Source organism: Pauljensenia sp. 27098_8_83 (genome assembly GCF_041432695.1).
In the GTDB taxonomy this organism is placed as follows: domain Bacteria; phylum Actinomycetota; class Actinomycetes; order Actinomycetales; family Actinomycetaceae; genus Pauljensenia.
Genome location: NZ_JAPWAD010000001.1, coordinates 81,795 through 104,994, shown reverse-complemented (window position 1 = coordinate 104,994; position 23,200 = coordinate 81,795). Strand labels below are relative to the sequence as shown.

The window sequence follows — 23,200 nt, the reverse complement described above, 5'->3', positions numbered from 1 at the left end:
ACTTTCCTTCGGGGACAATTCTTCTCAAACGGCTCCGGTCACAGAGGACCGTTGTCGTGACGCTTGACGTGGGGTGCACGCTGGTCTTTGGAGACCAGCAGGTGCAGGGAATCGATGATGGTCTGTCGGGTATCGGCGGGGGCGATGATGCCGTCGAGCTGACCGGAGGACACGGAAACCTCGGGATTGACGGTTTCCTCCTCGTAGCGGGCAACCAGCTCGGCCTTCGTCTCTTCGAAGGTGCCGTTCTCGCGGGCGGCAGCGAGTTCGCGACGGTACATGATCGACGCCGCGCCCTCGGCACCCATGACCGCGATCTGCGCGTCCGGCCATGCGTACGCCAGGTCCGCGCCGATCGACTTCGAACCCATGACGATGTACGCGCCGCCGTAGGCCTTGCGCAGGATGACGGTCACCATCGGGACGGTCGCGTTCGCATAGGCCACAATCACCTTTGCGCCGCGGCGGATGATGCCCGCCTGCTCCTGCTCGGTACCCGGGCGGTAGCCGGGAACATCCACGAAGGTCACGATCGGCAGACCGAAGGCATCGCAGAAACGAACGAAACGAGCAGCCTTCTCAGAAGCATCCACGTCGAGCGTGCCCGCATCGTTCATCGGCTGGTTGGCCACGATGCCCACCGACTGGCCATCGACGCACGCGAAACCGATCGTCACGTTGGGAGCGAACAGGTCCTGAATCTCCACGTACTCGCCGTGGTCCACAAGGGAACGCACCACGTCGCGCACGTCGTACGGCTGACGCGCCGAGGTCGGAACCAGCTCTGCAACCGCGCGTGCCGCCGCCTCGTCCTCGGGATTGGGAATGTACTCATACTTGGGAGGCGCAACCTCGCACGAGGACGGCAGGTAGTCGAGGAGCGAACGCACGTAGTCGATCGCCTCTTCCTCCGTGTCCGCCATGTGGTGCGCGACGCCCGACTGGAAGTTGTGAATCGCCGCGCCACCCAGCTCATCGAGCGTGACCTTCTCGCCGGTCGTCGCCGCGACGACATCCGGACCCGTCACAAACATGTGCGAGTTCTCGCGCGTCATCACGATGAAGTCGGTGAGGGCAGGCTGATACACGGCACCACCGGCGCACGGACCCAGAATGATCGAAATCTGGGGAACCAGACCCGAGGCCTCGCACGTCTTCTTGAAAATGCGGCCGTACTGCGCCAGAGCGACGACGCCCTCCTGGATGCGGGCGCCGCCCGAATCCTGAATGCCGACGATCGGAATACGCATCCGAATACCCCGGTCAATCAGATCGACGATCTTATCGCCCTCGACCTTACCCAGCGTGCCACCGAGAACCGAGAAATCCTGAGCGTAGGCAGCGACCATACGACCCTGGACGCGACCGTAACCAGCCGCGACCGCAGAACCGATACGGCCCTCACGCACCGAACCACCGATGAACTGACCGACCTCGTGCCACACGCCATCGTCAAAGAACAGAGACAGGCGCTCGCGGGCCGTCAGCTTCTTCTTGGCGTGCTGGCGCTGCGCGGCCTTCTCTTCGGCGGCCTGCGCGATTGCGTCTTGGGCCTGAATGAACCCGTCACGCGTGAGCGGACTGGGTGTGCTCATCGTGCCTCCTCTTCGGTAGCGATGTGGGCGATGCGACTTCCCGCGGTCACGGTGTCACCCTGCTTGATCGACAGGGAGGTAACGGTGCCCGCGCGGGGAGCGAGAAGCGGCTTTTCCATCTTCATGGCCTCGAGGACGGCCACGAGCTGGCCTTCCTCGACCTGGTCGCCCTCGGAGACGGCCAGGGCAACGACGATGGCCTGCATGGGGGCGACGATGTCGCCGGGGGCACCCTGGTGAGGCCCGGCCTGCACGGCGTATGCGCCTGCGCGGCGCGGGGCTGAGCGCAGCGGCTGGGGTGGGCGCGGGGCACGAGCCGCCGGGGCGTTAAACATGCCCGCCGGCAGCGTCAGGGACACCCGGCGTCCGTCCAGCTCGATGATGTAGGTCTGACGGGGCAGATCAGCAGTCGACGAGGCCTCGGCCGGCACCGCCAGATCCGAATAGTCGTGCTGGGGCATGAACGTCGTCTCGAACCACCGCGTCGAGACGTTGAATCCGCCCACGCCGCAGAAGTCGGGATCGTTGATGATGTCCTGGTAAACGGGCACCGGGGTGGCTACGCCCTGCACCGAGAACTCGGCCAGCGCGCGGCGCGAGCGAGCGAGAGCCTGCTCCCGGTCCGCACCCGTCACGATGATCTTGGCGATCATCGAGTCGAAGGCCGTCTGGACCGAATCGCCCTCATCGATACCCAGTTCGAGGCGGATGCCGGGTCCCAGGGGCCAGTGCACCTCATCGAGGCGACCGGCGGTGGGGGTGAGGTCTTTCGAGGGATCCTCGGAGGTGACGCGGAACTCGAAGGAGTGGCCGCGCGGCTCCGGGGGAGTGGTGAGCGGCAGTCCCTGCGCGATGCGAATCTGCTCGCGCACCAGGTCGATGCCCGTGACTTCTTCGGAGACGGGGTGCTCGACCTGCAGGCGCGGGTTGACCTCGAGGAACCAGATGCTGCCGTCGGGCTCCAGGAGGAACTCGACCGTGCCCACGCCGACGTAGTTCACGTGCTCGAAGAGCGCGCGCGACGCGTTCACGAGCGTTTCGTGCGCACCCTCGGGCAGGAATGGCGCGGGCGCCTCCTCGACCAGCTTCTGGTTGCGGCGCTGCACGGAGCAGTCACGGGTAGAGATGACGTGGAAGTTTCCCAGCGAGTCGCGCGCCGACTGGGTCTCCACGTGACGGGCGACCTCGACGAAGCGCTCGACGAAGTGAGCGCCCAGGTCGGCGGCGTCCGTGTGACGAGCAAAGAACAGGTCCAAGTCAGCCTGCGAGCGGATGATGCTGATGCCTCGGCCGCCGCCGCCGTCGGCTCGCTTGAGCACCACGGGGTAACCGGCGGAGGCGATGAATGCCTCAACTTCCTCGCGCGAGGTCACGGGTTCGGACACGCCGGGAACCGGCGCAACGCCGCACTCCTCGGCGACGCGACGCGCCTTGATCTTGTCACCCAGCGCATCAATGACGTCGGAGGCGGGGCCGAGCCACGCAATGCCGGCATCCTCGACGGCGCGCGCGAATTCGGAGTTCTCCGAGAGGAATCCGTAGCCCGGGTGAATCGCATCCGCACCCGTCTCTAGCGCAATCGCCAGGATTTTCTCACCGTTCAGGTACGTCGACGCAGCATCGTCGCCGCCCAGGGACAGCGCCTCGTCGGCCTCGCGCGTGTGGGGTGCGGCCATGTCCTGATCAGCGTAGACAGCGATCGTCGAGATGCCCATATCCGTGGCCGTGCGGCACACGCGCAGAGCGATTTCTCCACGGTTGGCGACGAGGATTCGATTAATTGTTCGCACGCTTCTCCTTGGTGTCGTGAGCGATTGTCAGAGGTATTCCGGTAGCCAGGACGTCGCCGGCGTTGATGTCGTGAGTGTGACCGTCATCCGTGCGCACGAGGAGGGAACCGGTCGACGATAGCGACACTGCCTCTCCTTCGAGTGCCACGTGGCCGCTGGGGTCCGTCGGCTCCGCGAGCGCAATACGGCGGCCGAGGAGCGGCAGGGCGCTTGCGGCTTCCTTGGCGAGTCCGCTGTCGTGGGCGTTTCCGCGGGCAATAAGTGCACGGATCCGCTTCTCTAGTCCGGAGAGCACGTCGGCAAGGACGGCATGTATGACAGCGTCAGTTGCCTGGGCTGCCTCGTCGTCACCTTCGGCGTACAGAGAGGTGGCTTGCTCGGTGGCGAGGTTATCGGGGCGTTGGGCAACGTTGATACCGTAGCCGAGGATGATCGCGGTCGTGAACGGGGACGAGGCCGGTGCGAGCTGGGCGAGGATTCCACAGATTTTGCGTTCTCCATCGACGAGGACGTCGTTGGGCCATTTCAGGCAGACACTGTGGCCGAGAGGTTCGAGTCGGCGCGCGAGCGCATCGCGAACAGCCAGGCCGCAGGCGTACACGAGCCATCCGAGTTGATCGGTGGGAACCGAGGTAGGCAGGGAAACGACGGTGGACGCGAGGATGGCCTCCCCCTCGGGGGCTATCCACGTCCGTCCGAGGCGGCCACGCCCGGCGCTTTGGCAATCGGCGATGATTGTTGTGAGATGCGGGGTGGGTGTCGCGGTATCGGTGAGGAGACTGGCCGCGAGATCGTTTGTCGAGGGGGTGCAGTGGACGTGATAGATCGGCGCACTGGTACCGTCGATGGTGATACGTTCGGGCGTATTCAACGGCGTTCCTCCCTCCGGGTGATGCTGTTTGACAGTGGAGGCACTCGTCCCCCGATACTTAAAAGTTTGTCTTAAAAATCAAACCTACGCATGCGTTTTTTAAAAAATTGGAATAGTTTTCGACAAATCACTACGGATCCGTAACCATCGCGTAACCCTTGCGGAAAGCGGAAGGCGGGAAATCCGCGAAATAGTGCGCTGAGATGAGGATCACCGACCCCTGCATCCCACTGTGCGGCTCATCGGCCCGTACCGGGTCGGTACCATAGGGGTGAACACGCGCGCGAGGGCGCGCCTCGAACCACCCGAACGGAGTAACGTGGCGGAGTTTATTTATCAGATGATCAAGGCTCGCAAGGCCATCGGTGACAAGGTCATCCTCGACGATGTCACCATGAGCTTCTTCCCAGGCGCCAAGATCGGTATGGTCGGCCCCAATGGTGCCGGTAAGTCCTCGATCCTGAAGATCATGGCTGGCCTGGATGAGCCCAGCAATGGCGAGGCCCGTCTGACCCCCGGCTATACGGTCGGCATTCTGATGCAGGAGCCCATCCTCGACGACACGAAGACCGTCATCGAAAACGTTCGTATGGGCGCTGCCGATATTTTCGCTAAGCTCGCGCGCTTCAATGAGATTTCCGAAGAGATGGCGAATCCTGACGCGGACTTCGATGCGCTCATGGAGGAAATGGGCAAGCTGCAGACCGAGATTGATGCTGCCAATGCGTGGGATATCGATTCTCAGCTCGACCAGGCTATGGATGCGCTGCGCTGCCCGCCCCCGGACCAGCCTGTCTCCGTGCTCTCCGGTGGTGAACGTCGCCGCGTGGCGCTGTGCAAGCTCCTCATTGAGGCCCCCGACCTGCTCCTGCTCGACGAGCCCACCAACCACCTCGACGCCGAGAGTGTGCTCTGGCTCGAAAAGCACCTTGCGTCCTACCCGGGTGCGGTCATTGCGGTGACCCACGATCGTTACTTCCTTGACCATGTTGCCGGCTGGATCGCTGAGGTTGACCGCGGTCACCTGTACCCCTACGAGGGCAACTACTCCACCTACCTGGAGACGAAGGAAAAGCGTCTCGAGGTTCAGGGGCAGAAGGATGCCAAGCTTGCCAAGCGTCTGAAGGAAGAACTCGAGTGGGTGCGCTCCAACGCAAAGGGGCGCCAGGCCAAGTCGAAGGCCCGTCTGGCTCGCTACGAGGAGATGGCGGCCGAGGCCGAGCGCACGCGCAAGCTTGACTTCGAGGAAATCCAGATTCCGCCGGGTCCGCGCCTGGGTAGCGTCGTCATCGAGGCCAAGGATCTTCGCAAGGGCTTCGGCGACCGCTCCCTCATCAACGGTCTGTCCTTCTCGCTGCCACGCAACGGTATCGTCGGCATCATCGGCCCGAACGGCGTTGGTAAGACCACGCTGTTCAAGACAATTGTTGGCCTTGAGCCCCTTGATGGCGGCGAGCTGACGATCGGCGAGACCGTCAAGATCAGCTACGTTGACCAGACGCGCGCCGGCATTGACCCTGAGAAGACGGTGTGGGAGGTTGTCTCCGACGGCCTGGACTTCATCCAGGTGGGTAACGTGGAAATGCCCTCGCGGGCCTATGTCTCCGCCTTTGGTTTCAAGGGTCCCGATCAGCAGAAGCCGTCCGGTGTCCTCTCCGGTGGTGAGCGCAACCGTCTGAACCTGGCTCTCACCCTTAAACAGGGTGGCAACCTCCTCCTGCTCGACGAGCCCACGAATGACCTGGATGTTGAGACCCTCAGCTCGCTGGAAAACGCCCTCCTGGCGTTCCCCGGCTGTGCCGTTGTTATTACTCACGACCGCTGGTTCCTCGACCGTGTCGCCACCCACATCCTGGCGTGGGAGGGCACCGAGGAGCATCCGGACAAGTGGTACTGGTTCGAGGGCAACTTCGAGGCGTACGAGAAGAATAAGGTCGCGCGCCTCGGCGAGGCGGCGGCGAATCCGCATCGCGTGACGCATCGCAAGCTGACGCGCGACTGATCTGCGCGACGCACATGACTGCGGGGGAGGGCCGAAAGGTCCTCCCCCGGTTGTATGTTGAGTAGGCACGCGCGAAGTCCTGATGGTGTCAATCTGCGAGAAGCGAGATTGACAGGGTGGGTGATTGTAGCTGCTTGCAGGAACTTTCGCCTCTGTCACGGGCGATCGGCGGATATTTGCTCATGTAGCGGATGCCACTTGCCTTTTGCGCAGGTCACATCTACTATGTGACACGTATCGCAAATATCCGACCGCGCGAAAGGGGCTCCGATGGCGATTGAACAAACGCTTATCGACGCGCTGGGTGGACACCTCAATATTGTCGAGGTCGAACCCTGCACGATGCGCATCCGAATTCAGGTGAAGTCTCAGAGAGACGTCGACGAGGCTGCGCTGCGCGTGGATGGCGTTCTTGCCGTCGTGCGTTCTGGTGATGTTGTCCAGATCGTGTGTGGCGCACAGTCGGACGATGTCGCTGCTGCAATGATCGCGATCCTCTCAGGCGTGGCCCATGACACGTCCACGGAGACTCTGTCTCAGCGAGTCCACGCCTAGAATTAAATGTGTTATCAGCCCGCAACGTAGAAGGCTTTTCTGTGGATATTCACGCTCCCGCATCTGACAACATCGAAGAGCTGCGCCGTATCGCCGATGCCAACGGCGTCGCAACCGGCTTCTGGGACTGGTATGGGAATTGGGTGGGCGTCAGCGCGTCCACACTACTGAAGGTTCTCGGCGCCCTCGGACTGCCCCTCGACGAATCCTCCACGGTGGGGGATGTGCATGAGGCGCTGCGCATCACCGACGAGCGCGAATGGCGTCGTACCCTCCCTCCGACGATCGTCGCCCGCCAGGGCGGCGGGTACCTCTTCCCGGTGCACGTGCCAGACGGTTCATGGGTGAACGTCCAGTGGGTGCTCGAAGACGGTCGCAAGGGCGCGTGTGATCAGGTGGATCGCTACGTCCCGCCCCGCATGATCGACGGTGAGCTCGTGGGTCGCGCGACCTTCGATGTCCCTCACTGGCTGCCGCTGGGCTGGCACCGCCTCGTCGCCACTGTTGAGGGTGGGCGCGTCGAGTCTGCGACCCTGATCATCGTTCCCAACACGCTCTCGCTGCCGCTCCTGGAGTCCTCGCGCCGCGTGTGGGGCGTCAACGCTCAGCTGTACTCGACGCGCTCGGCCTCCTCGTGGGGCATCGGTGACGCCACCGATCTGGCTGACCTGGCAGCTATCTGTGCTGACAAGGGCGCGGACTTCCTGCTCATCAATCCGGTACACGCATCCCAGCCTGTTTCTCCGCTGGAAACGTCGCCGTACCTGCCGGTATCGCGCCGCTGGCTTAACCCGATCTACATCCGCCCCGAGGACATTGAGGAGTTCTCATCCCTGCCGCAGGCCTCACGCGATGCTATCGAGCAGCTGAGTGATGAGACCCGTCAGTTCGACAGTCGCGAGGACCTGATCGATCGTGATTGTTCGTGGGAGGCCAAGCGCAAGGCGCTCGAACTGATCTTTGCGGCTCCTCGCTCGTATCACCGCCAGAGCCAGCTGGATCACTTCATTGAGCGTGGCGGCTCGGAGCTTTCCAACTACGCGCTGTGGTGCGCCCTCGTTGAGCGCGAAGGCACGATCGAGTTGCCCGAGGACCTGGCCCGTTCCTCCGCGCCTCGCGTCGAACTTGAGCGACTCGAGCTGGCCGACCGCGTTGACTTCTACCAGTGGTGCCAGTGGGTCGTCGCCGAGCAGCTCGAGCATGCGCAGCATGTGGCCCGCGAGGTTGGCATGGAGATCGGTGTCATGGCTGACCTGGCCGTCGGCGTGCATCCCTACGGTTCCGAAAAGTGGAGCCGTCCCGAGCTCTTTGCCAGCGGCATGAGCGTGGGTGCTCCGCCGGACGTCTACTCCCAGCAGGGACAGAACTGGTCGCAGCCGCCGTGGTCGCCGCGGAGCCTTGCCGAGTCGGGCTACCTGCCGCTGCGCGACATGGTCCGCGCCGCCCTGGCCAACGCGGGTGCCGTGCGTATCGACCACATCCTGGGTATGTTCCGCCTGTGGTGGATCCCGGAGGGGTGCGCCGCCACCGAGGGTACCTACGTGTACTACGACCACGAGGCCATGATGGGCGTTATCCTGCTGGAGGCTCAGCGCGCGGGTGCCGTCGTTATTGGCGAGGATCTCGGCGTGGTCGAGCCGTGGGTGCGTGACTACCTGCGTGAGCGCGGAGTCCTGGGCACGTCAGTCGTGTGGTTCGAGAAGGAAGGTGGCGGCTGGCCGCTGCGTCCCGAGCACTACCGTGACCGGGCGCTGGCAGCCGTCAATATCCATGACCTGCCGCCGACGCTCGGCTACATTCGTGGCATTCAGACGACCCTGCGTTCCGAGCTCGGTCTGCTGACGGATGATATTGAGACGGTGCGCGCCGGTGATCGCCTTGAGCTAGAGCAGATCAATGCACGCCTGCTTGAGTACGGTTGCGTTGACGGTGCCCAGCCCAGCGAGCGCGAGACCGTTGAGGGCCTGTATCGATACGTCGCGCGGACCCCGTCAAAGCTCGTCGTCGCTTCGCTCGTCGACGCGGTTGGGGATGTGCGCCCGCAGAATATGCCGGGCACGGGCGCCGATCAGTACCCGAACTGGTGCGTGCCGCTGTGCGACTCTGACGGCGACGAGGTCGCGATCGAGGAGCTGCCCACGGATGAGCGCCTCACGTCGTTGTTCGCTTTGCTCCGCGGTAGCGTCAACTGACGCAGCCCAGCGTCCCTGCGAATGGTCCCCGCGACTCGAAAGAGTCGCGGGGACCATTCGTTGGAGCGGTGATCACTCTCCGTCTGGAGTTGAGAACAAAGGAACGAGTGCGCCCACCGCGCAGCTTTCCGCGTTGTATTCAGGTCGCACGTGTACGCCGGACGGGTTCACGACGATGACGGGCACGCAGGGGGAGAGATGCGCCTCCTGGACGGGGGCGAGGTCCCAGTGGATGAGGGGCCTGCCGACGTCGACGATGTCTCCCTCATCGACGAGGGGCGCGAAACCCTTTCCGCGCAGTCCCACAGTATCGATCCCCAGATGGATGAGGATGGAGACCCCGCGCGTCGAGGTAACGATCGCAGCGTGTGACTTGAGCTTGGTGACGACGCCGGCGATGGGGGAGCACACCGTGATGCACGATGCGTCGGCATCGGGAAGAAGCGCGCGGCCATCTCCAACAACGCCACTGGCAAAGACGGGGTCAGGTACGTCGCTGAGTGGCAGGATGTGTGCGGCGAAAGGTGCGTGGACGAGGAAGCTCACCGGCTCGCGTTCATCTGCTCGACGAGGTCCTCAGAGTCGGGGCCCATGACGACCTGGACGGCATCGCCGACGATGACGACGTCGAAGGCACCGGCCTCGCGCAGCTTCGCCTCATCGATGAGGTCGGTGTTGGCCGCGTCGAGGCGGATGCGCGTGATGCACGCTTCCAAGTTGGAGATGTTGTCCCAGCCGCCCAGGGCTTCGATGATGGTCGTTGCGGTGTCCATGGTGTCCTCCTTGGCTCAATGACCCAAACCGCTGCGGTTTGCCTCACACTTATGGTATCGCGACGGTGCGTGAATAGACACTCTTGCGCCTACCGAGCGCGTCACATTATGAGGCGTCGGCGGCGCTCGTTCCTCGAATGCGTGCTGCAGGTGTGAAGCCCATGGCGATGCCCGCCGCGATCGACGCTGCGGTGAAGATGTACATGGTTGCCTCGACGCCCACCCATGACGCGATGATGCCCGCGACGAAGGATCCGAGGGGCATGACTCCCCAGACTGCGAAGCGGAAGATCGCGTTCATTCGTCCGAGCATGTCGGGCGGGCAGATTTCCTGGCGCAGACTCATCTGGGTGACGTTGTAGATCGTGATGAAATACGACGAGACGACGCCGGAGCAGGCGATGACCCACGCGGCGGCGACCGGGACGTGGACGGATGCGGGTTGGGCAAGGAGTGCTGAAACACCAACGATGTTCGTGATGACGATGCAGCGCCCGATTCCCAAGCGCGTGATCCACGCCGACCTCGTGAGAGCACCGAGGATACCGCCGAGCGCGCCCGCGCTCAGTAACAGGCCGAGCTGCGTGGCGCTCATGCCGAGGGTTCGCAGGACCAGGATGGGTAGGAGGACCTGGATGCCTGCCCCCGCGAATGCTGCGCATGCGATGCAGGAGAAGAGCGGAAAGAGGAGGCGTTGTCCGCGCACGAAGGACAGTCCTTCGACAATCTGAGAACGAAGTGACGCATCGGAGTGGGCGGGACGTGGTTCGGGGGTACGGATGCGCCAGATCGCCCACGTCGAGCACACATAGGTCGATGCCGTCAGCAGGTAGGCCAGGGGAGGGGCGAGGACGCCGAGGAGCCAGCCGCCCAAGCCCGGCCCGCCCGCGCGCCCCACCTGGTAGGAGGCCTCGAGGCGTCCGTTCGCGGCTCCGATGTAGCGTTTTGAGGCGATCATGGGCACGTAGGACTGATAGGCGACGTCGAAGAAGACGGTGGACAGGCCGAGGAGTGCGGCGACGACCATGAGGTGGGCGATGGTGAGAGAGAAAAAAGCGTAGGCAGTCGGGATGGAGACGAGCGCGGCGATGCGCGCAAGGTTCGCCGCGATCATGACGTGGCGCTTGCGCCAGCCGTCCACCCACGCGCCCGCGGGGAGTCCGACGATGAGGAAGGCCAGCGTCTGCAGGCCGGAGAGGACGCCGATCTGCGTTTCGCTCGCATGAAGGACGGTAATCGCGATCGCAGACGTTGCGAGAGTACCGACCTGGAAGCCCACTTGCGCCGCAGTTTGGCCCGCCCACAGGTGCATGAAGGCGGAGTTGCGGGTGAGGGGATGGTGCAGCCAGCGCTGCAGTGATCCGCTCACTGCGTATCGCCGAGGCCGGAGCCCCTCGTGTGGTCACGTTCAGTCAGCCCGGCGGCACGCAGAGCCCACGCGAGTCCATCTTCGGAGACGCTGGGGGCGACGATGTTTGCGGCCTTCACGAGGTCCTCGCATCCGTTCCCGATGCTGATGCCGAGCGCGGCGGTTTCCACGGCCTCGATGTCGTTGTTGGAGTCGCCGAGTGCGACGGTGCGGGAGCGGGGAATGCCGACATATTCGCAGACCGCGCTGATTCCGACTGCCTTCGACAAGTGGGCGGGGACGACTTCGAAAGGCACGTATCCTGCTGCTCCCACCGAGCCGATAATCGCACGGTAGCCGGCGGGGAGTGCGGCCGTCACCCGCTCCAACGATGCCTTCTCGGGCGGCACGTACGCAGTGACCTTCGTGAAGGTACCGCTGCCGATGTCGACGATGAAGGGCGTGATGGACTGGGCGTATTCGATCCAGTCCTCGGGGTATTTGCCAGCCCTGGGGACGAAAAAGTCGAGATACCCCTCCGACGGGCCCATCTGGTCCGGACCCTGCCAGATGTAGAAGGCGTCGAGCTCCTCCCACAGGGTAGTCAAGGCCTCGACGTGGTCGCGTGGCATGCGCTCATCGACCAGGACCTGATTCCCGACAGAGGCGTATCCGCCGGCACCGCCGACGATCCCTTCGAAACCGACGTCCCAGAAGCGTGGGTAAACTTCGGGTGCCGAGCGTCCTGTGCAGGCAAAGAGGCGGTGTCCGTTGCTCCGGACCTCGTGCAGAGCGTCGATCGCTGAGCGCGGGATGCGCTGGCGCGAATCGCACAGCGTTCCGTCGATGTCGACGAAGACCGCGCGGGGAGAGTCAGCCTCGTTGCATGCCTGTGCAGAACCGTCGGTGTTCGTCATAGAGCAATCTTATCTCAGGGACGACAAGCCCTCGGATGTGCAGAACACGGCCCGCAAACGACAAGCCCTCGGATGTGCAGAACACGGCCCGCAAACGACAAGCCCTCGGATGTGCAGAACACGGCCCGCAAACGACAAATCATGCGCATGGTCGGTTGCTCAGCGCAGCGAAGGCACACACTAGAGTCATTGATGACACCCGCGATGGAGCATGAAAGGCAGTTCACGACGATGGAACACCAAGCACTGAGCGACGCTAATGACCTGACGCTGCTGCAGGCGGCGGCTCTTTTGTCGGGATCGAGCGCCTGGGACTCGCGCGCGATCCCCGCTGCGAATGTCCCTTCCTTTGTCATGAGTGATGGCCCGCACGGCGTGCGCCGCCAGCTTGGCGACGCCGACCACCTGGGCATCGCGGAGTCTGAGAAGGCGACCTGTTTCCCGACTGCGTCGGCCGTTGCAGCCACCTGGAATCCTGACCTGGCCCGCGAGATGGGCGAGGCACTCGGACTGGAGGCGCGGGGACTCGGCGTCGACGTCCTGCTCGGCCCGGGCCTCAACATCAAGCGCTCGCCCCTGTGCGGACGTAACTTCGAGTACTTCTCCGAGGATCCGATCCTTGCAGGACGCATGGCAGCGGGCCTCGTCCAGGGAATTCAATCGACGGGAACCGCCGCCTGCCCCAAGCACTTCGCTGTCAACTCTCAGGAACTGCGCCGCATGGCCTCGGATTCCATCGTGGATGAGCGCACGATGCGCGAGATCTACTTGACCGGCTTCGAGACCGTGTGCCGAAGTGCGAAGCCACGGGTGATCATGAGCTCCTACAACCTCGTCAACGGTACCTACGCCCACGAGAACAAGCACCTGCTCACCGACATCCTGCGCACTGAGTGGGGTTTTGACGGCATGGTCGTCTCCGATTGGGGTGGTTCGAACAGCGCCGTCGCAGCGGTGCGCGCCGGTGGTAGCCTCGAGATGCCCGCTCCCGGCCTTGCTGGTGCGCGTCAGATCGTCGAGGCGGTTGAGGTTGGAGAATTGGATGCGGTCGACGTCTACGCGCGTGCCCAGGAGGTCCTCAACGTCGCGAGCGCGAGTACTGGCCTGCCTGCGCCCACTCCCTACGACCTCGACGAGCACCATCAGTTGGCTACGCGTATTGCCTCTGAGGCGATCACGCTCCTGCGCAACGAGGGCGACCTTCTGCCGCTGAGCGCGGGCACGAGCGTTGCGCTCATCGGCGATCTTGCGGATACACCGCGCTTCCAGGGATCGGGTTCCTCCCAGGTCAACCCCACGCGCATCGAGTCTCCGCGCGAGCTGCTCGAAGCGCAGGGAGAGGATGCCCGAGGCCTCGTTCTCACCGGGTACGCCCGCGGTTATGAGCGCCATGGCGGCACGAGCGACGCTCTCATCGCCGAGGCCGTGGCCCTCGCCGAGCGCGCTGACGTAGCGCTTGTTTACGTAGGTCTCGACGAGCTGGCCGAATCCGAGGGACTGGACCGTCCCCACATGCGCCTGCCCGAGGGCCAGGATCGCCTCATCGAGGCCGTCGCCGCAGCGAATCCGCGCACCGTCGTCGTCCTGACCGGTGGTGCCAGCGTCGAGATGCCGTGGGCCTCGTCCGTGCCCGCGCTCGTCAACGGTTACCTGACCGGGCAGGGAGGCGCCGCCGCGATGCTCGACGTCCTCACCGGCGTGGTCAATCCGTCGGGGCGCCTGGCCGAAACGTACGCGCTCTCCTACGAGGACCACCCTTCCGCCGCATGGTACCCGGCGACCGGGCCGCTGTCCTACTACCGCGAAGGCCCCTTCGTCGGCTACCGCTACTTCACGACCGCAGGCATCGACGTTGCATTCCCCTTCGGCTACGGCCTGTCGTACTCGCGTTTTGAGTACTCCGACCTCCAGGTGAACCAGGAGGGCGCGACCCTCACGGTCACCAACACCTCCACGCGCGACGGTGCCGAGGTCGTCCAGCTCTACGTCAGCGCTCCCGGCGGCGTGTTCGGCCCCGCCCGCGAGCTCAAGGGTTTCGCAAAAGTCGAGGTTGGCGCCGGAGCATCGGTGAGCGTCACGATTCCCTTCGACCGCTACACGTTCCGGCACTGGGAGACGTCGCGCGCAGCGTGGGAAACCGAGGCGGGAACCTGGACGATCCACGTGGGACGCAACGTCTCCGACACGCCGCTGAGTGCCACGCTCGAGGTCGAAGGAACCACGCCCTCGCCGATCGACCCGGCCCTCGGCCACTACCTGAGCGCGGACGTCGCAGGCATCACCAACGGCGAGTTCGCGATCCTCCTGGGACGGACGATCCCGACCGCTCACCCCGCGGACGACCTCGTCGCCTCCGACCCGCTGTCCGAGATGACGCGCGCCAAGACCTGGCTCGCCCGCGTCGCCGGACGGGGGCTCCACGCCATGAAAGCCAAGGCCGACGCGAAGGGGGCCCCGGACCTCAACATCCTCTTCGTCCTCAACATGCCTTTCCGTGCCATCGCGAAGATGAGTAACGGCGCGGCAAGCCCCGACATGGTGGACGCGATCCTTCTGGCCGTCAACGGACACCCCCTGCGAGGACTCACTCGCGCCGCCCTCGGCTACCTGTCCAACGCCCGCGCCAACAAGGCTACCCAGCGCGAACTCGACCAGACCCGATGACGCGGCCCCGGCCTCGTTACTCCCAACTGACGTAAAGGAACACTCATGCAGGCTCTTTCCCGGTGGTGGAAGAACTTCGAAACCAAACACACGACGGTTGCCCAGTTCATCGTCTTCTTTATCCTCTCCAACGGCATCACGGTGCTGCAGCTGATCCTCATGCCTGCCTTTAAGGCGTTGTTTGCACACACGAATCTCGTCGACACGGCGTTCCAATTCCTGCCCGTCGGCGTCTCGCACGGACACACGGTCTTCCTCTTCGACTACCCGGCAGGATCAATGTCGGTCGGGGGCGGCGGCGGCCTCGCGTATTTCCTCGCCGTGGAGATCACCCTGCTGATCGCGCAGGTCATCAACTTCTTTGCGCAGCGCAACGTCACCTTCAAATCCAACTCCTCCGTGGGCAAGGCTGCCTTCTGGTACGCAGTCGCCTACGTCGTTATCACGATCGCAGCCGCCGCCCTTCAGGTTCTCTACAAAGACCCGATCTACGCGTGGGCGATTTCGGCGATGGGCGCGGGCGGTGAGACCTTCGCCGATGTCATCACGATGATCATCAACGCCGCCATCTCCTTCTGGGTGTTCTTCCCCATCTTTAAGGTGATCTTTAAACAGGAACCCTCGGAGAAGGACGCGCGGGTCAGCGAGGCACAGTAGACTACTGGCAGACTTCACGAGAGGAGACTCCATGAGCGCGCCGCTGCTGACGGTTATTGTGCCCGCCTATAACTCCGAGGATTACCTCGACCGGGCGCTCACGACGCTCGTCGGATACGGCGACGAACTTGAGGCGATCATCGTCAACGACGGTTCGAAGGACGCTACCGCGCAGATCGCCGACGAGTGGGCCGCCCGCTACCCCTCCGTGAAGGTCATTCATCAAGAGAACAAGGGCCACGGCGGCGCCGTCAATGCCGGCCTCGCCGCCGCCACTGGCACGCACGTGCGCGTCGTCGACTCCGATGACTGGCTGGACCGTCGCGCCACGAACGCTGTCCTCGACTTGTTGCGTGAGGAACGCGAGGCCGGGCGTGACCTGGATCTGCTCGTCACCAACTACGTCTACGACAAGCAGGGAAAGTCGGTCAAGGCCGTCATCCGCTACCGCAACGTTCTGCCTCGCGGACGCACCTTCGGCTGGGCGGACCTGCGCCGATGCCGCTACGACCAGTACCTCATGATGCACGCCCTGACGATGCGCACCGAGGTCGTGCGGGCCTCCGGGCTGGTCATGCCCGAGCACACGTTCTACGTGGACTACCTGTACTCGTTCGTGCCGCTGCCCTACATTTCCACGATCCGCTACCTGGACGTGGACCTGTATCACTACTTCATCGGCCGTGACGACCAGTCTGTCAACGAGAAGGTCATGATCACGCGCCTCGATCAGCTGGCCCGCGTGAACGAGGCGATGACCCGTGCGCTGCCTCCGCGTGCCGAGGTCGAGGACAAGCTGTGGCGCTACATGGTCCACTACCTGCGCATTAACGCCGTCGTCTGCTCGGTCATGGCTCAGCTCTCGGGCACGCCCGAGCACCTGGCGCTCAAGGAGCAGATCTGGGAGACCATGGACCAGATCAACCCCGAGGCCACGGATCGCCTGCGTCAGGACCTGCTCGCCGGTCTCGTGCGCCACGCCTCCCCGAAGGTCGTGCGCGGCGGCTATAAGGTTGCGGCGGCTGTCCTCGGCTTCAACTGAGACGCACCCTCAGCGCGCGGCGAGCGCCAGCTCCGTTCGGTGGACGGTGAGGCGCTTGCCGATGAGCGGGTATTCCACGTCCTCTTCGCGGCTGCGCCACGCAAAGCCGAGCTTTTCGGAGACCCGGCGCGACGCGTCGTTTCCGTCGAAGTACTTCAGGATGATCGTCGACACGCCCAGCTCCCGCGCGCGGTCGATGATGGCACGTCCAGCTTCCGTCGCATAACCGTTGCCCCAGTAGGGCGCGCCGATCCAGTATCCGATGTCAGCGACGGTGTCATCGGTCGTGTCTGCGTCAATGCGCAGCGCGATCGAGCCAATCAGCTCACCGGTCGACGCGAGCGTCACCGCGTAGCTGTCGGGTGCAGCCAGGAACGTCGACAGAGCCTCGTGAGCCTCGTCGATGTGCTCGTAGGGCTTCCATCCGCACAGCATCCCGATACAGGGATGGCGGGCGAACTCAAAGAGAGCGGGCGCGTCGGAATCACTCCAGGGGCGCAAGCGCAGGCGCGGTGTGTCGATGATCGTCATTCGTCCTCCTGGGCATTCGTGGACGGGAGAAGAACCGTCAGCGTGAACCAGTGGTCTGCCACGTCCGTGACGGCTTGCCCGCCGTATTTGCGGGCCGTCCACTGGATGGATTTGACGCCCCACCCGTGTCGGACGGTGTCGGGCTTGATCGTCGTCAGGCGTCCGCCTGCGTCCGTGTTGAGGCGACCGTCGAACCAATTGTCGACCCGGATGACGACCATCTGTCCCTGACGAAACAGTGCCAGTTTAATGAGGCGCTTGGCCGGGTCGTCGACGCGGCGCGAGGCCTCGATTGCGTTATCAAGCGCATTGCCGAAGAGCGTGGCGATATCCATCGACGACATGGTGCCCAGGAGCGCGCCGTCAGCAACCGCCGTGAAATTGATGTCGGCGGCTGCGCACGCGCGCCCCTTCGTGGTGAGGATAACGTCGAGGACAGCGTTGCCACTGTGGTACTGCTGACCGATCTGCTCGATCGAAGACTCGAGCTCGGCAAACGATGCGGCGGCGCGTCCCGGGTCCAGCTCCGCGCGAATTGCCTCGACCTGGTGCTTGAGGTCGTGGTGGGCGCGGGCCACCTGTTCCATGTCCTCTTTGGCGGCCAGGTACTGATGGTGCTGGGCATCCAGCGATGCCTGGATGGACGCAAGCTCGCGCTCGGTCGCGCTCTGCTGGATGCGCTCGAATTGCGCGAAGAGGATCGCGTAGCCGGCCAGGTCCACGAGGGTGCGGATGTAGAAGACCTCCCACCCTGCGCGCCCGGAAAATGGGGTGGCCGTCGAGACGAAGCTGAGGTTGGACAGGGCAAAGATGGTGATGCCGATGAATACTGCCGAGGCCAGGTCAGGCAGGCGCAAGACGGGAAGCGCTCCCTGGCGGCAGACGCGGCGTTCAAAGTAGTAGACGACGGCCAGGCATGTCGCTGAGATCGCGGTGTATACGAGGAGGGATGCGGGGTGCCAGAAGGGTTTGTCGGCATGGGAGTAGACGACGACCTGCCAGGCGAGGGATGCTGCGAGCTCGGCCACGATGAACGCGCGTGCGCTCATGTGCGTCACCCAGCGCCAGTCCAGCGCGGTTCCCACGCGGATCACACACCACACGAGGGCGTACGCCGTCATCATGCCAGGAACCCACAGGGGCAGGGGAGCTCGGCCGAGCAGTTCCTGGGCGCCGGCGAGCACAGCGAGGCCACCGCCGGCCGCAGCGGCGAGCCGCCAGCGGGGGATAGCGGCGTTTGGGTTCAGGGCATTCGACGACGCCGAGCGCGCGACGACGAAGACATACACGAGGGCGGCGCCCCATTCGGCCAGGGCAGTGAACAGGCGCGGAATGTCGGGGAGGGACTCGAACACGTCAGTGGATCCCGCCCGCGAAGCTCGCCAGAGCCGTCATGAACGCCTTCTTCCGAGGCCGGGAGATACGCAAGCTGTCCCCGCCCGTCATCAGGCACTCCTGGTCGGCGACGCCGCGCACGTGGGCAAGGTTCACGAGGTAGCAGGAGTTCGACCGGAAGAAATCGTGCCCGTCCAGTTGGTCTTCCATCGCTTTGAGCGAGGAGGTGATGGAGTAGGTGCCCGAGGTCGTGTGGACGTCGAGGCGGTGCTTGATCGACTCGACGTAGACGATGTCGGCGACGTCGATGCGGTGGGTCGACGTGCCCGACTGAAGGAGGACCGAGGCGCCGCGCCGCTTGGCGACGGTCTCGAGACACCGTGACAGCTCCTGTGAGAACGCGAACCACGGCAGGGGTTTCATGAGGTAGGACAGTGCCCCCACCTGATAGCCATGAATCGCGAACTGCGCGGCTGACGTGATGAACACGAGGACGACCTCCTGATCGACCTCGCGGATCGCCCGGGCAGCGGTCATGCCGTCCACGTGCGTCATCTGGATATCCATGAAGATGATGTCGTACACCGGCTTGTAGCCGCCGATGATCGCCCCGCCGTCCTCGAAGTAGGTGATGTCGAAAGTGACGCCGTTTTCCTCGCTGTAGCGGGCAAGGTAGTCGGCGAGAAGTTGGCGCGAGAGTGCCTCGTCCTCGACGACGGCGATGCGCACCATGATCCGACCCTCCCTTATCGATCAGTTGATAGATACAAGAATAAGTAAGCGTGACCGCTCTGTTTGAGCGAGTCCACGCCCCGGCCTCGTCGATCACATTGAGGCGCACCCGGCAGTGGCGACCGCTACCATTGACCTGACGACCGTGAAAGGGGAGTGGAGTGGATCTGCTCGTTGTTGGGTCGGGCTTTTTTGGCCTGACGTTTGCCCGCGAGGCCGCGGAGCGATTCGGTATGAACGTGACCGTCATCGAGCGTCGCGATCACATTGGAGGAAACGCCTACTCGTCGATCGACGAGGCCACCGGCGTCGAAGTGCACCGCTACGGCACCCATCTCTTCCACACGTCGAACGAGCGCGTGTGGTCCTACGTCAACCGTTTCACCGCCTTCAACGACTACCGTCACCGCGTCTACGCCAACTACCGGGGCGTCGTCTACCCGCTGCCCATCAACCTGGGCACCATCAACCAGTTCTTCGGTGCAGCCTATTCGCCCGCCGAGGCCCGCGCGTTGATCGAGCAGCAGGCCGCCGAGATCACGGGCGAACCCGGCAACCTCGAGGAGAAGGCAATTAGCCTGATCGGCCGCCCCCTCTACGACGCCTTCATCGCGGGCTACACGGCCAAGCAGTGGCAGACGGATCCGCGCGAGCTGGCCGCCTCCATCATCACGCGACTGCCCGTGCGCTTCACCTACGAGAACCGCTACTTCCAGGATCGCTACGAGGGCCTGCCCTTGAACGGCTATGGCGCGTGGATCGCGAACATGGTTGACCATCCGCGCATCACAGTGCACACGGGCGTGGACTTCTTTGATGAGTCCACGCAGTTCTCGAAGGCGGCGACGGTGGGCCAAGTGCCCGTCGTCTACACGGGCGCGATTGATCGCTACTTCGACTACGACGCGGGTGAGCTTGGTTGGCGCACCCTCGATTTCGAGACCGAGGTTGTCGATGTACCCGACTACCAGGGCTGCTCGGTCATGAACTACTCGGATCGCGACGTGCCTTTCACGCGCATTCACGAGTTCGCCCACCTGCATCCTGAGCGGGATCGTAGCGGTGCGACCAACACGATCATCCAGCGCGAGTACTCGCGATTCGCGCGCCCCGGCGACGAACCCTACTATCCGATCGCCTCGCCGTCGGACCGCTCGACGCTCGCGGCATATCGCGAGATGGCGGCGGGGGAGCAGGGCGTTCTCTTCGGCGGGCGCCTGGGTTCCTACCAGTACCTGGACATGCACATGGCGATCGCCTCGGCCTTGACCAAGGTCGACGAGGCCGTGGCCTCCTGGCGCTGACGGGTTTCCTGCTGCCGTGGCGTCGATCGTCTGGTCGGTCCTGTCGATCGCCCTCATCATCGGTGTTGGCTGGGTTGCTCGTCGTGGCGGTGCACTCGGCCCGGAGGCCGCAGGCACGCTTGCCTCGGCTACGTATTGGGTGGCCAGCCCCGCGATGCTCTTCCACGCCATCGTCTCCACTGGGACCTCGGGAGTCTTCGGTGTTCCGCTCGCCGTGGCCGCCGCGTCGGGCGTCGGGACAGCGCTCATCTTCGCGCTGGTCGCGCGGCTTTTCCTGCGCCTGGCGCGCGGCGAAATCGCCTTGGGGGCCATGGCCTCGTCCCTCAATAACGGTGCGTATATCGGCATCCCGATCGCCGTCTACGTCCTGAACGACGCGTCGGCGGTCGTTCCCATCCTGGTGTTCCAGCTGGGTTTCTTTACCCCGATGTTCTTCGTCCTGGCCGACCTGGTGGGCTCCGGGCAGCGGCCATCGATTGTCGGCGTTGCGAGGGTCGTCGCGCGCAATCCCATGGTCATTGCGGCGGTGTGCGGTTTCCTGTTTTCCGCTGTGGGGTGGCCGATGCCGACCCTCCTCGACGTGTCGACGTCTATGCTGGGGGCTGCCGCGCCCCCGATGATTCTTCTGTCCTTCGGGGCCTCGCTCGTGGACCGTCGGTCGGCGTCTGGGGATTCCGGTATTGCTGCGACCGCCTGCGCCATCGTTGGCAAGCTCGCCCTTCAGCCTGCGATCGCGTGCGGCGTCGGAATTCTGCTCGGGCTGACCGGCCCCGCCCTCATGTCCGTGACCATCATGGCGGCGCTTCCCTCCGCCCAGAACGCCTACATCGCGGCTACTCGTGCCAAGGCGGGGGAGCGGATCGCGCAGGGAACGGTCCTCGTGACGACCTTCGCATCGCTGCCCGTCGTCGTTGGTATTGCGGCACTTTTCCATGCGTTGGGGCTCGTGGATTAACGTGTTCGTCTCTTATGAGGCGCTTTGAATATGGCCTGTCCGTGGCTGCTGTGTGCCAAGAATACGTAAAAAAGAGTGCAAAAACACGTTCTGTATCGTGGACTCTGGCTGACTTCCGCGGATATCAGACCTAGTCTGGCTGGGAATTATCCCGTATATACACGAATGCAAGGAATTCACTCCATGTCATCCTCCGCATCCAAATCCGCGCCTCGTGCGCGTGACTCGTGGAGCGGCCAGACAGGCTTCCTCCTGGCGGCCATCGGCTCAGCCATCGGCCTGGGCAACATCTGGCGTTTCCCCGGTGTCTCCTACTCCAACGGTGGCGGCGCCTTCCTGGTCCCGTACCTCGTTGCACTGATCTTCGTTGGCATCCCCATGCTGTGGCTCGACTACGCGGTCGGCCACAAGTTCCGCGGTTCACCGCCGTGGGCACTGCGCAAGATCATCGGAGGCGGCGAGTTCATCGGCTGGTTCCAGACCTTCGTCTGCTTCGTCATCATGGTCTACTACGGCGCGGTCCTCGCGTGGGGCGTGCAGTACACGATCTACTCGGTGAATGCGGCTTGGGGCGACGACCCGACGACGTTCTTCACTGATACGTTCCTGCAGGTTGTCCCCGGTGATACGTTCTCCTGGGCTCCCGCCTGGTCGGTGATGATTCCCCTCGCGCTCGTGTGGGTCCTTGTCCTCTTTGTGATCGGACGAGGCCTGTCCAAGGGTGTCGAAGCGGCTAACAAGGTCTTCCTCCCGCTGCTCGTCATCCTCTTCCTGGCGCTCGTCGTTCGCGCGCTCTTCCTGCCCGGTGCCGTTGAGGGCCTCAATGCCTTCTTTACCCCGAACTGGGCCGCGCTCGCTGATCCCAAGGTCTGGCTGGCCGCCTTCGCGCAGATCTTCTACTCGCTGTCTGTGGGCTTCGGTATCATGCTGACCTACGCCTCCTACCTCCAGCGCAAGTCGAACCTGACCGGTACGGCGCTCGTCGCCGGCTTCGCGAACTCGTCCTTCGAGATCCTCGCCGGCATCGGCGTCTTCAGCGCCGTCGGCTTCATGGCCCACCAGGGCGGCGTGAGCGTCTCCGAGGTCGAGGGCCTGACCGGCCCGATCCTGTCCTTCGTGACCTTCCCGAAGATCATCTCGATGATGCCCGGCGGCCCGATCTTCGGCGTCCTCTTCTTCTCGTCGCTGGTCCTGGCCGGCGTGACCTCGCTGCTCTCTCTCCTCCAGGTCGTTTCCGGCGGCCTGCAGGACAAGTTCGGCTGGTCGCCCGCCCGCTCGGCGCTGGTCCTCGGTGTGCCCGCGACCGTCATTTCCCTGGTGCTTTTCGGTACCCGCTCGGGCCTGAACAACCTCGACATCGTTGACAACTTCATCAACTCGATTGGTGTCGTGTCCTCGGCGATCATGTTCGCCGTCCTGTGCGCGGTCGCAGGTCCGCGCCTCGGGGTGCTGCGCGCCCACCTGAACTCGGTCTCCAGCGTGAAGGTTCCCAAGCTGTGGGAGCCCCTCGTCGGCATCGTTATCCCGCTCGTCCTCTTCATCATGATGGCGATGTCCATCGTTGACTTGCTGACGAACGGCTACGGCAAGTACCCGACGAGTTACGTGCTGATCTTCGGCTGGGGTTCCGTTGCGGTTGCAGTGGTCGCCGCCCTGATCCTCACGCTTATCCCGTGGAAGCATCGTCCGGTGGACACCCAGGCGACGGTCGCTCAGATCCTCGCTGATGACACTGACGAGACCGCTTCGATCGAAGGAGGTGCCAAGTGACCGCTCCCGCTATCGCCCTCATGATCCTGACGATTCTGCTCGTCTGGGGTGGCCTCGTCGCTTCCGTCGTCATGCTGCAGGTTCTCTCGGTCCCGTCGGACGAGGAGACCGAGGCAGCACAGCGCGCTATCGAAGCCGCCGAAGCTGCGAAGCAGTAGGGTGGCATC

Annotated in this window: 20 protein-coding genes; 10 read left to right on the top strand and 10 right to left on the bottom strand. The window is 64.0% G+C overall.

From position 1 onward, the window contains the following. Positions 1 to 38: 38 nt before the first annotated feature. The 3 genes from O3656_RS00495 to O3656_RS00485 are packed head-to-tail and all read right to left on the bottom strand — an operon-like array spanning position 39 to position 4,256. Entirely contained in the window at positions 39 to 1,595 is a 1,557-nt protein-coding gene (locus O3656_RS00495) for an acyl-CoA carboxylase subunit beta (RefSeq protein WP_500062124.1), read from the bottom strand. Then, on the bottom strand, positions 1,592 to 3,385 hold the full coding sequence (locus O3656_RS00490; RefSeq protein ID WP_500062123.1) for an acetyl/propionyl/methylcrotonyl-CoA carboxylase subunit alpha: 1,794 nt from the start codon (positions 3,383 to 3,385) through the stop codon (positions 1,592 to 1,594). The genes O3656_RS00495 and O3656_RS00490 overlap by 4 nt, the downstream gene beginning before the upstream one ends. Further along, a complete protein-coding gene (locus tag O3656_RS00485; RefSeq protein WP_500062122.1) occupies positions 3,372 to 4,256 on the bottom strand; it encodes a biotin--[acetyl-CoA-carboxylase] ligase in 885 nt (294 codons plus the stop codon). The genes O3656_RS00490 and O3656_RS00485 overlap by 14 nt, the downstream gene beginning before the upstream one ends. 319 nt (positions 4,257 to 4,575) lie before the next feature. Here O3656_RS00485 and ettA point away from each other — a divergent pair, with 319 nt between their 5' ends. From ettA to malQ, 3 genes are all read left to right on the top strand, one after another. Further along, positions 4,576 to 6,258: an energy-dependent translational throttle protein EttA gene (ettA, locus tag O3656_RS00480; RefSeq protein ID WP_500062121.1), complete on the top strand. Its 1,683-nt coding sequence runs from the start codon at positions 4,576 to 4,578 to the stop codon at positions 6,256 to 6,258. Positions 6,259 to 6,528: 270 nt separating this feature from the next. Continuing rightward, positions 6,529 to 6,813: a PTS sugar transporter subunit IIB gene (locus O3656_RS00475; RefSeq protein WP_500062120.1), complete on the top strand. Its 285-nt coding sequence runs from the start codon at positions 6,529 to 6,531 to the stop codon at positions 6,811 to 6,813. Between the two features lie 41 nt (positions 6,814 to 6,854). Next, positions 6,855 to 9,005, top strand: a complete 2,151-nt coding sequence (malQ, locus tag O3656_RS00470; RefSeq protein ID WP_500062119.1) for a 4-alpha-glucanotransferase — start codon at positions 6,855 to 6,857, stop codon at positions 9,003 to 9,005. Positions 9,006 to 9,077: 72 nt separating this feature from the next. Here malQ and O3656_RS00465 read toward each other — a convergent pair whose 3' ends face one another. From O3656_RS00465 to O3656_RS00450, 4 genes are all read right to left on the bottom strand, one after another. Next, positions 9,078 to 9,551, bottom strand: a complete 474-nt coding sequence (locus tag O3656_RS00465) for a PTS sugar transporter subunit IIA (RefSeq protein ID WP_500062118.1) — start codon at positions 9,549 to 9,551, stop codon at positions 9,078 to 9,080. Further along, on the bottom strand, positions 9,548 to 9,778 hold the full coding sequence (locus O3656_RS00460; protein ID WP_048674525.1) for a PTS sugar transporter subunit IIB: 231 nt from the start codon (positions 9,776 to 9,778) through the stop codon (positions 9,548 to 9,550). Before O3656_RS00460 ends, O3656_RS00465 begins: the two co-directional genes overlap by 4 nt. Positions 9,779 to 9,884: 106 nt before the next feature. Beyond that, positions 9,885 to 11,147 (bottom strand): MFS transporter, encoded by a 1,263-nt coding sequence (locus O3656_RS00455; RefSeq protein WP_500062117.1) that lies wholly within the window; start codon positions 11,145 to 11,147, stop codon positions 9,885 to 9,887. Further along, positions 11,144 to 12,043 carry an HAD hydrolase family protein gene (locus O3656_RS00450; protein WP_500062116.1) on the bottom strand — a complete coding sequence of 300 codons (900 nt, stop codon included), beginning with the start codon at positions 12,041 to 12,043 and terminating at the stop codon, positions 11,144 to 11,146. Before O3656_RS00450 ends, O3656_RS00455 begins: the two co-directional genes overlap by 4 nt. A gap of 204 nt (positions 12,044 to 12,247) precedes the next feature. On the opposite strand from O3656_RS00450, the gene O3656_RS00445 reads away from it, so the two are divergent. From O3656_RS00445 to O3656_RS00435, 3 genes are read left to right on the top strand one after another with little or no spacing between them, the layout of a single operon-like run. Then, complete coding sequence (locus tag O3656_RS00445) at positions 12,248 to 14,707, top strand: glycoside hydrolase family 3 C-terminal domain-containing protein (RefSeq protein ID WP_500062115.1); 2,460 nt, start codon at positions 12,248 to 12,250, stop codon at positions 14,705 to 14,707. 45 nt (positions 14,708 to 14,752) lie between these two features. Then, positions 14,753 to 15,364: a hypothetical protein gene (locus tag O3656_RS00440; RefSeq protein ID WP_500062114.1), complete on the top strand. Its 612-nt coding sequence runs from the start codon at positions 14,753 to 14,755 to the stop codon at positions 15,362 to 15,364. A gap of 31 nt (positions 15,365 to 15,395) precedes the next feature. Continuing rightward, positions 15,396 to 16,406: a glycosyltransferase family 2 protein gene (locus O3656_RS00435; RefSeq protein WP_500062113.1), complete on the top strand. Its 1,011-nt coding sequence runs from the start codon at positions 15,396 to 15,398 to the stop codon at positions 16,404 to 16,406. Positions 16,407 to 16,415: 9 nt separating this feature from the next. Here O3656_RS00435 and O3656_RS00430 read toward each other — a convergent pair whose 3' ends face one another. Genes O3656_RS00430 through O3656_RS00420 form a run of 3 tightly spaced genes read right to left on the bottom strand, consistent with a single transcriptional unit; the run spans position 16,416 to position 19,004 of the window. Next, positions 16,416 to 16,937, bottom strand: coding sequence for a GNAT family N-acetyltransferase (locus tag O3656_RS00430; protein WP_500062112.1), 522 nt, complete (start codon positions 16,935 to 16,937; stop codon positions 16,416 to 16,418). Then, positions 16,934 to 18,292: a GHKL domain-containing protein gene (locus tag O3656_RS00425; protein WP_500062111.1), complete on the bottom strand. Its 1,359-nt coding sequence runs from the start codon at positions 18,290 to 18,292 to the stop codon at positions 16,934 to 16,936. The genes O3656_RS00430 and O3656_RS00425 overlap by 4 nt, the downstream gene beginning before the upstream one ends. Before the next feature lies 1 nt (position 18,293). Further along, on the bottom strand, positions 18,294 to 19,004 hold the full coding sequence (locus tag O3656_RS00420; protein ID WP_500062110.1) for a LytR/AlgR family response regulator transcription factor: 711 nt from the start codon (positions 19,002 to 19,004) through the stop codon (positions 18,294 to 18,296). A gap of 161 nt (positions 19,005 to 19,165) precedes the next feature. Here O3656_RS00420 and glf point away from each other — a divergent pair, with 161 nt between their 5' ends. From glf to O3656_RS00400, 4 genes are all read left to right on the top strand, one after another. After that, a complete protein-coding gene (gene glf / locus O3656_RS00415; protein WP_500062109.1) occupies positions 19,166 to 20,308 on the top strand; it encodes a UDP-galactopyranose mutase in 1,143 nt (380 codons plus the stop codon). 16 nt (positions 20,309 to 20,324) lie between these two features. Then, positions 20,325 to 21,263, top strand: coding sequence for an AEC family transporter (locus tag O3656_RS00410; RefSeq protein ID WP_500062108.1), 939 nt, complete (start codon positions 20,325 to 20,327; stop codon positions 21,261 to 21,263). Between the two features lie 183 nt (positions 21,264 to 21,446). Then, a complete protein-coding gene (locus tag O3656_RS00405) occupies positions 21,447 to 23,033 on the top strand; it encodes a sodium-dependent transporter (protein WP_500062107.1) in 1,587 nt (528 codons plus the stop codon). Next, complete coding sequence (locus O3656_RS00400; protein ID WP_016461098.1) at positions 23,030 to 23,191, top strand: methionine/alanine import family NSS transporter small subunit; 162 nt, start codon at positions 23,030 to 23,032, stop codon at positions 23,189 to 23,191. Before O3656_RS00405 ends, O3656_RS00400 begins: the two co-directional genes overlap by 4 nt. Positions 23,192 to 23,200: the final 9 nt, after the last annotated feature.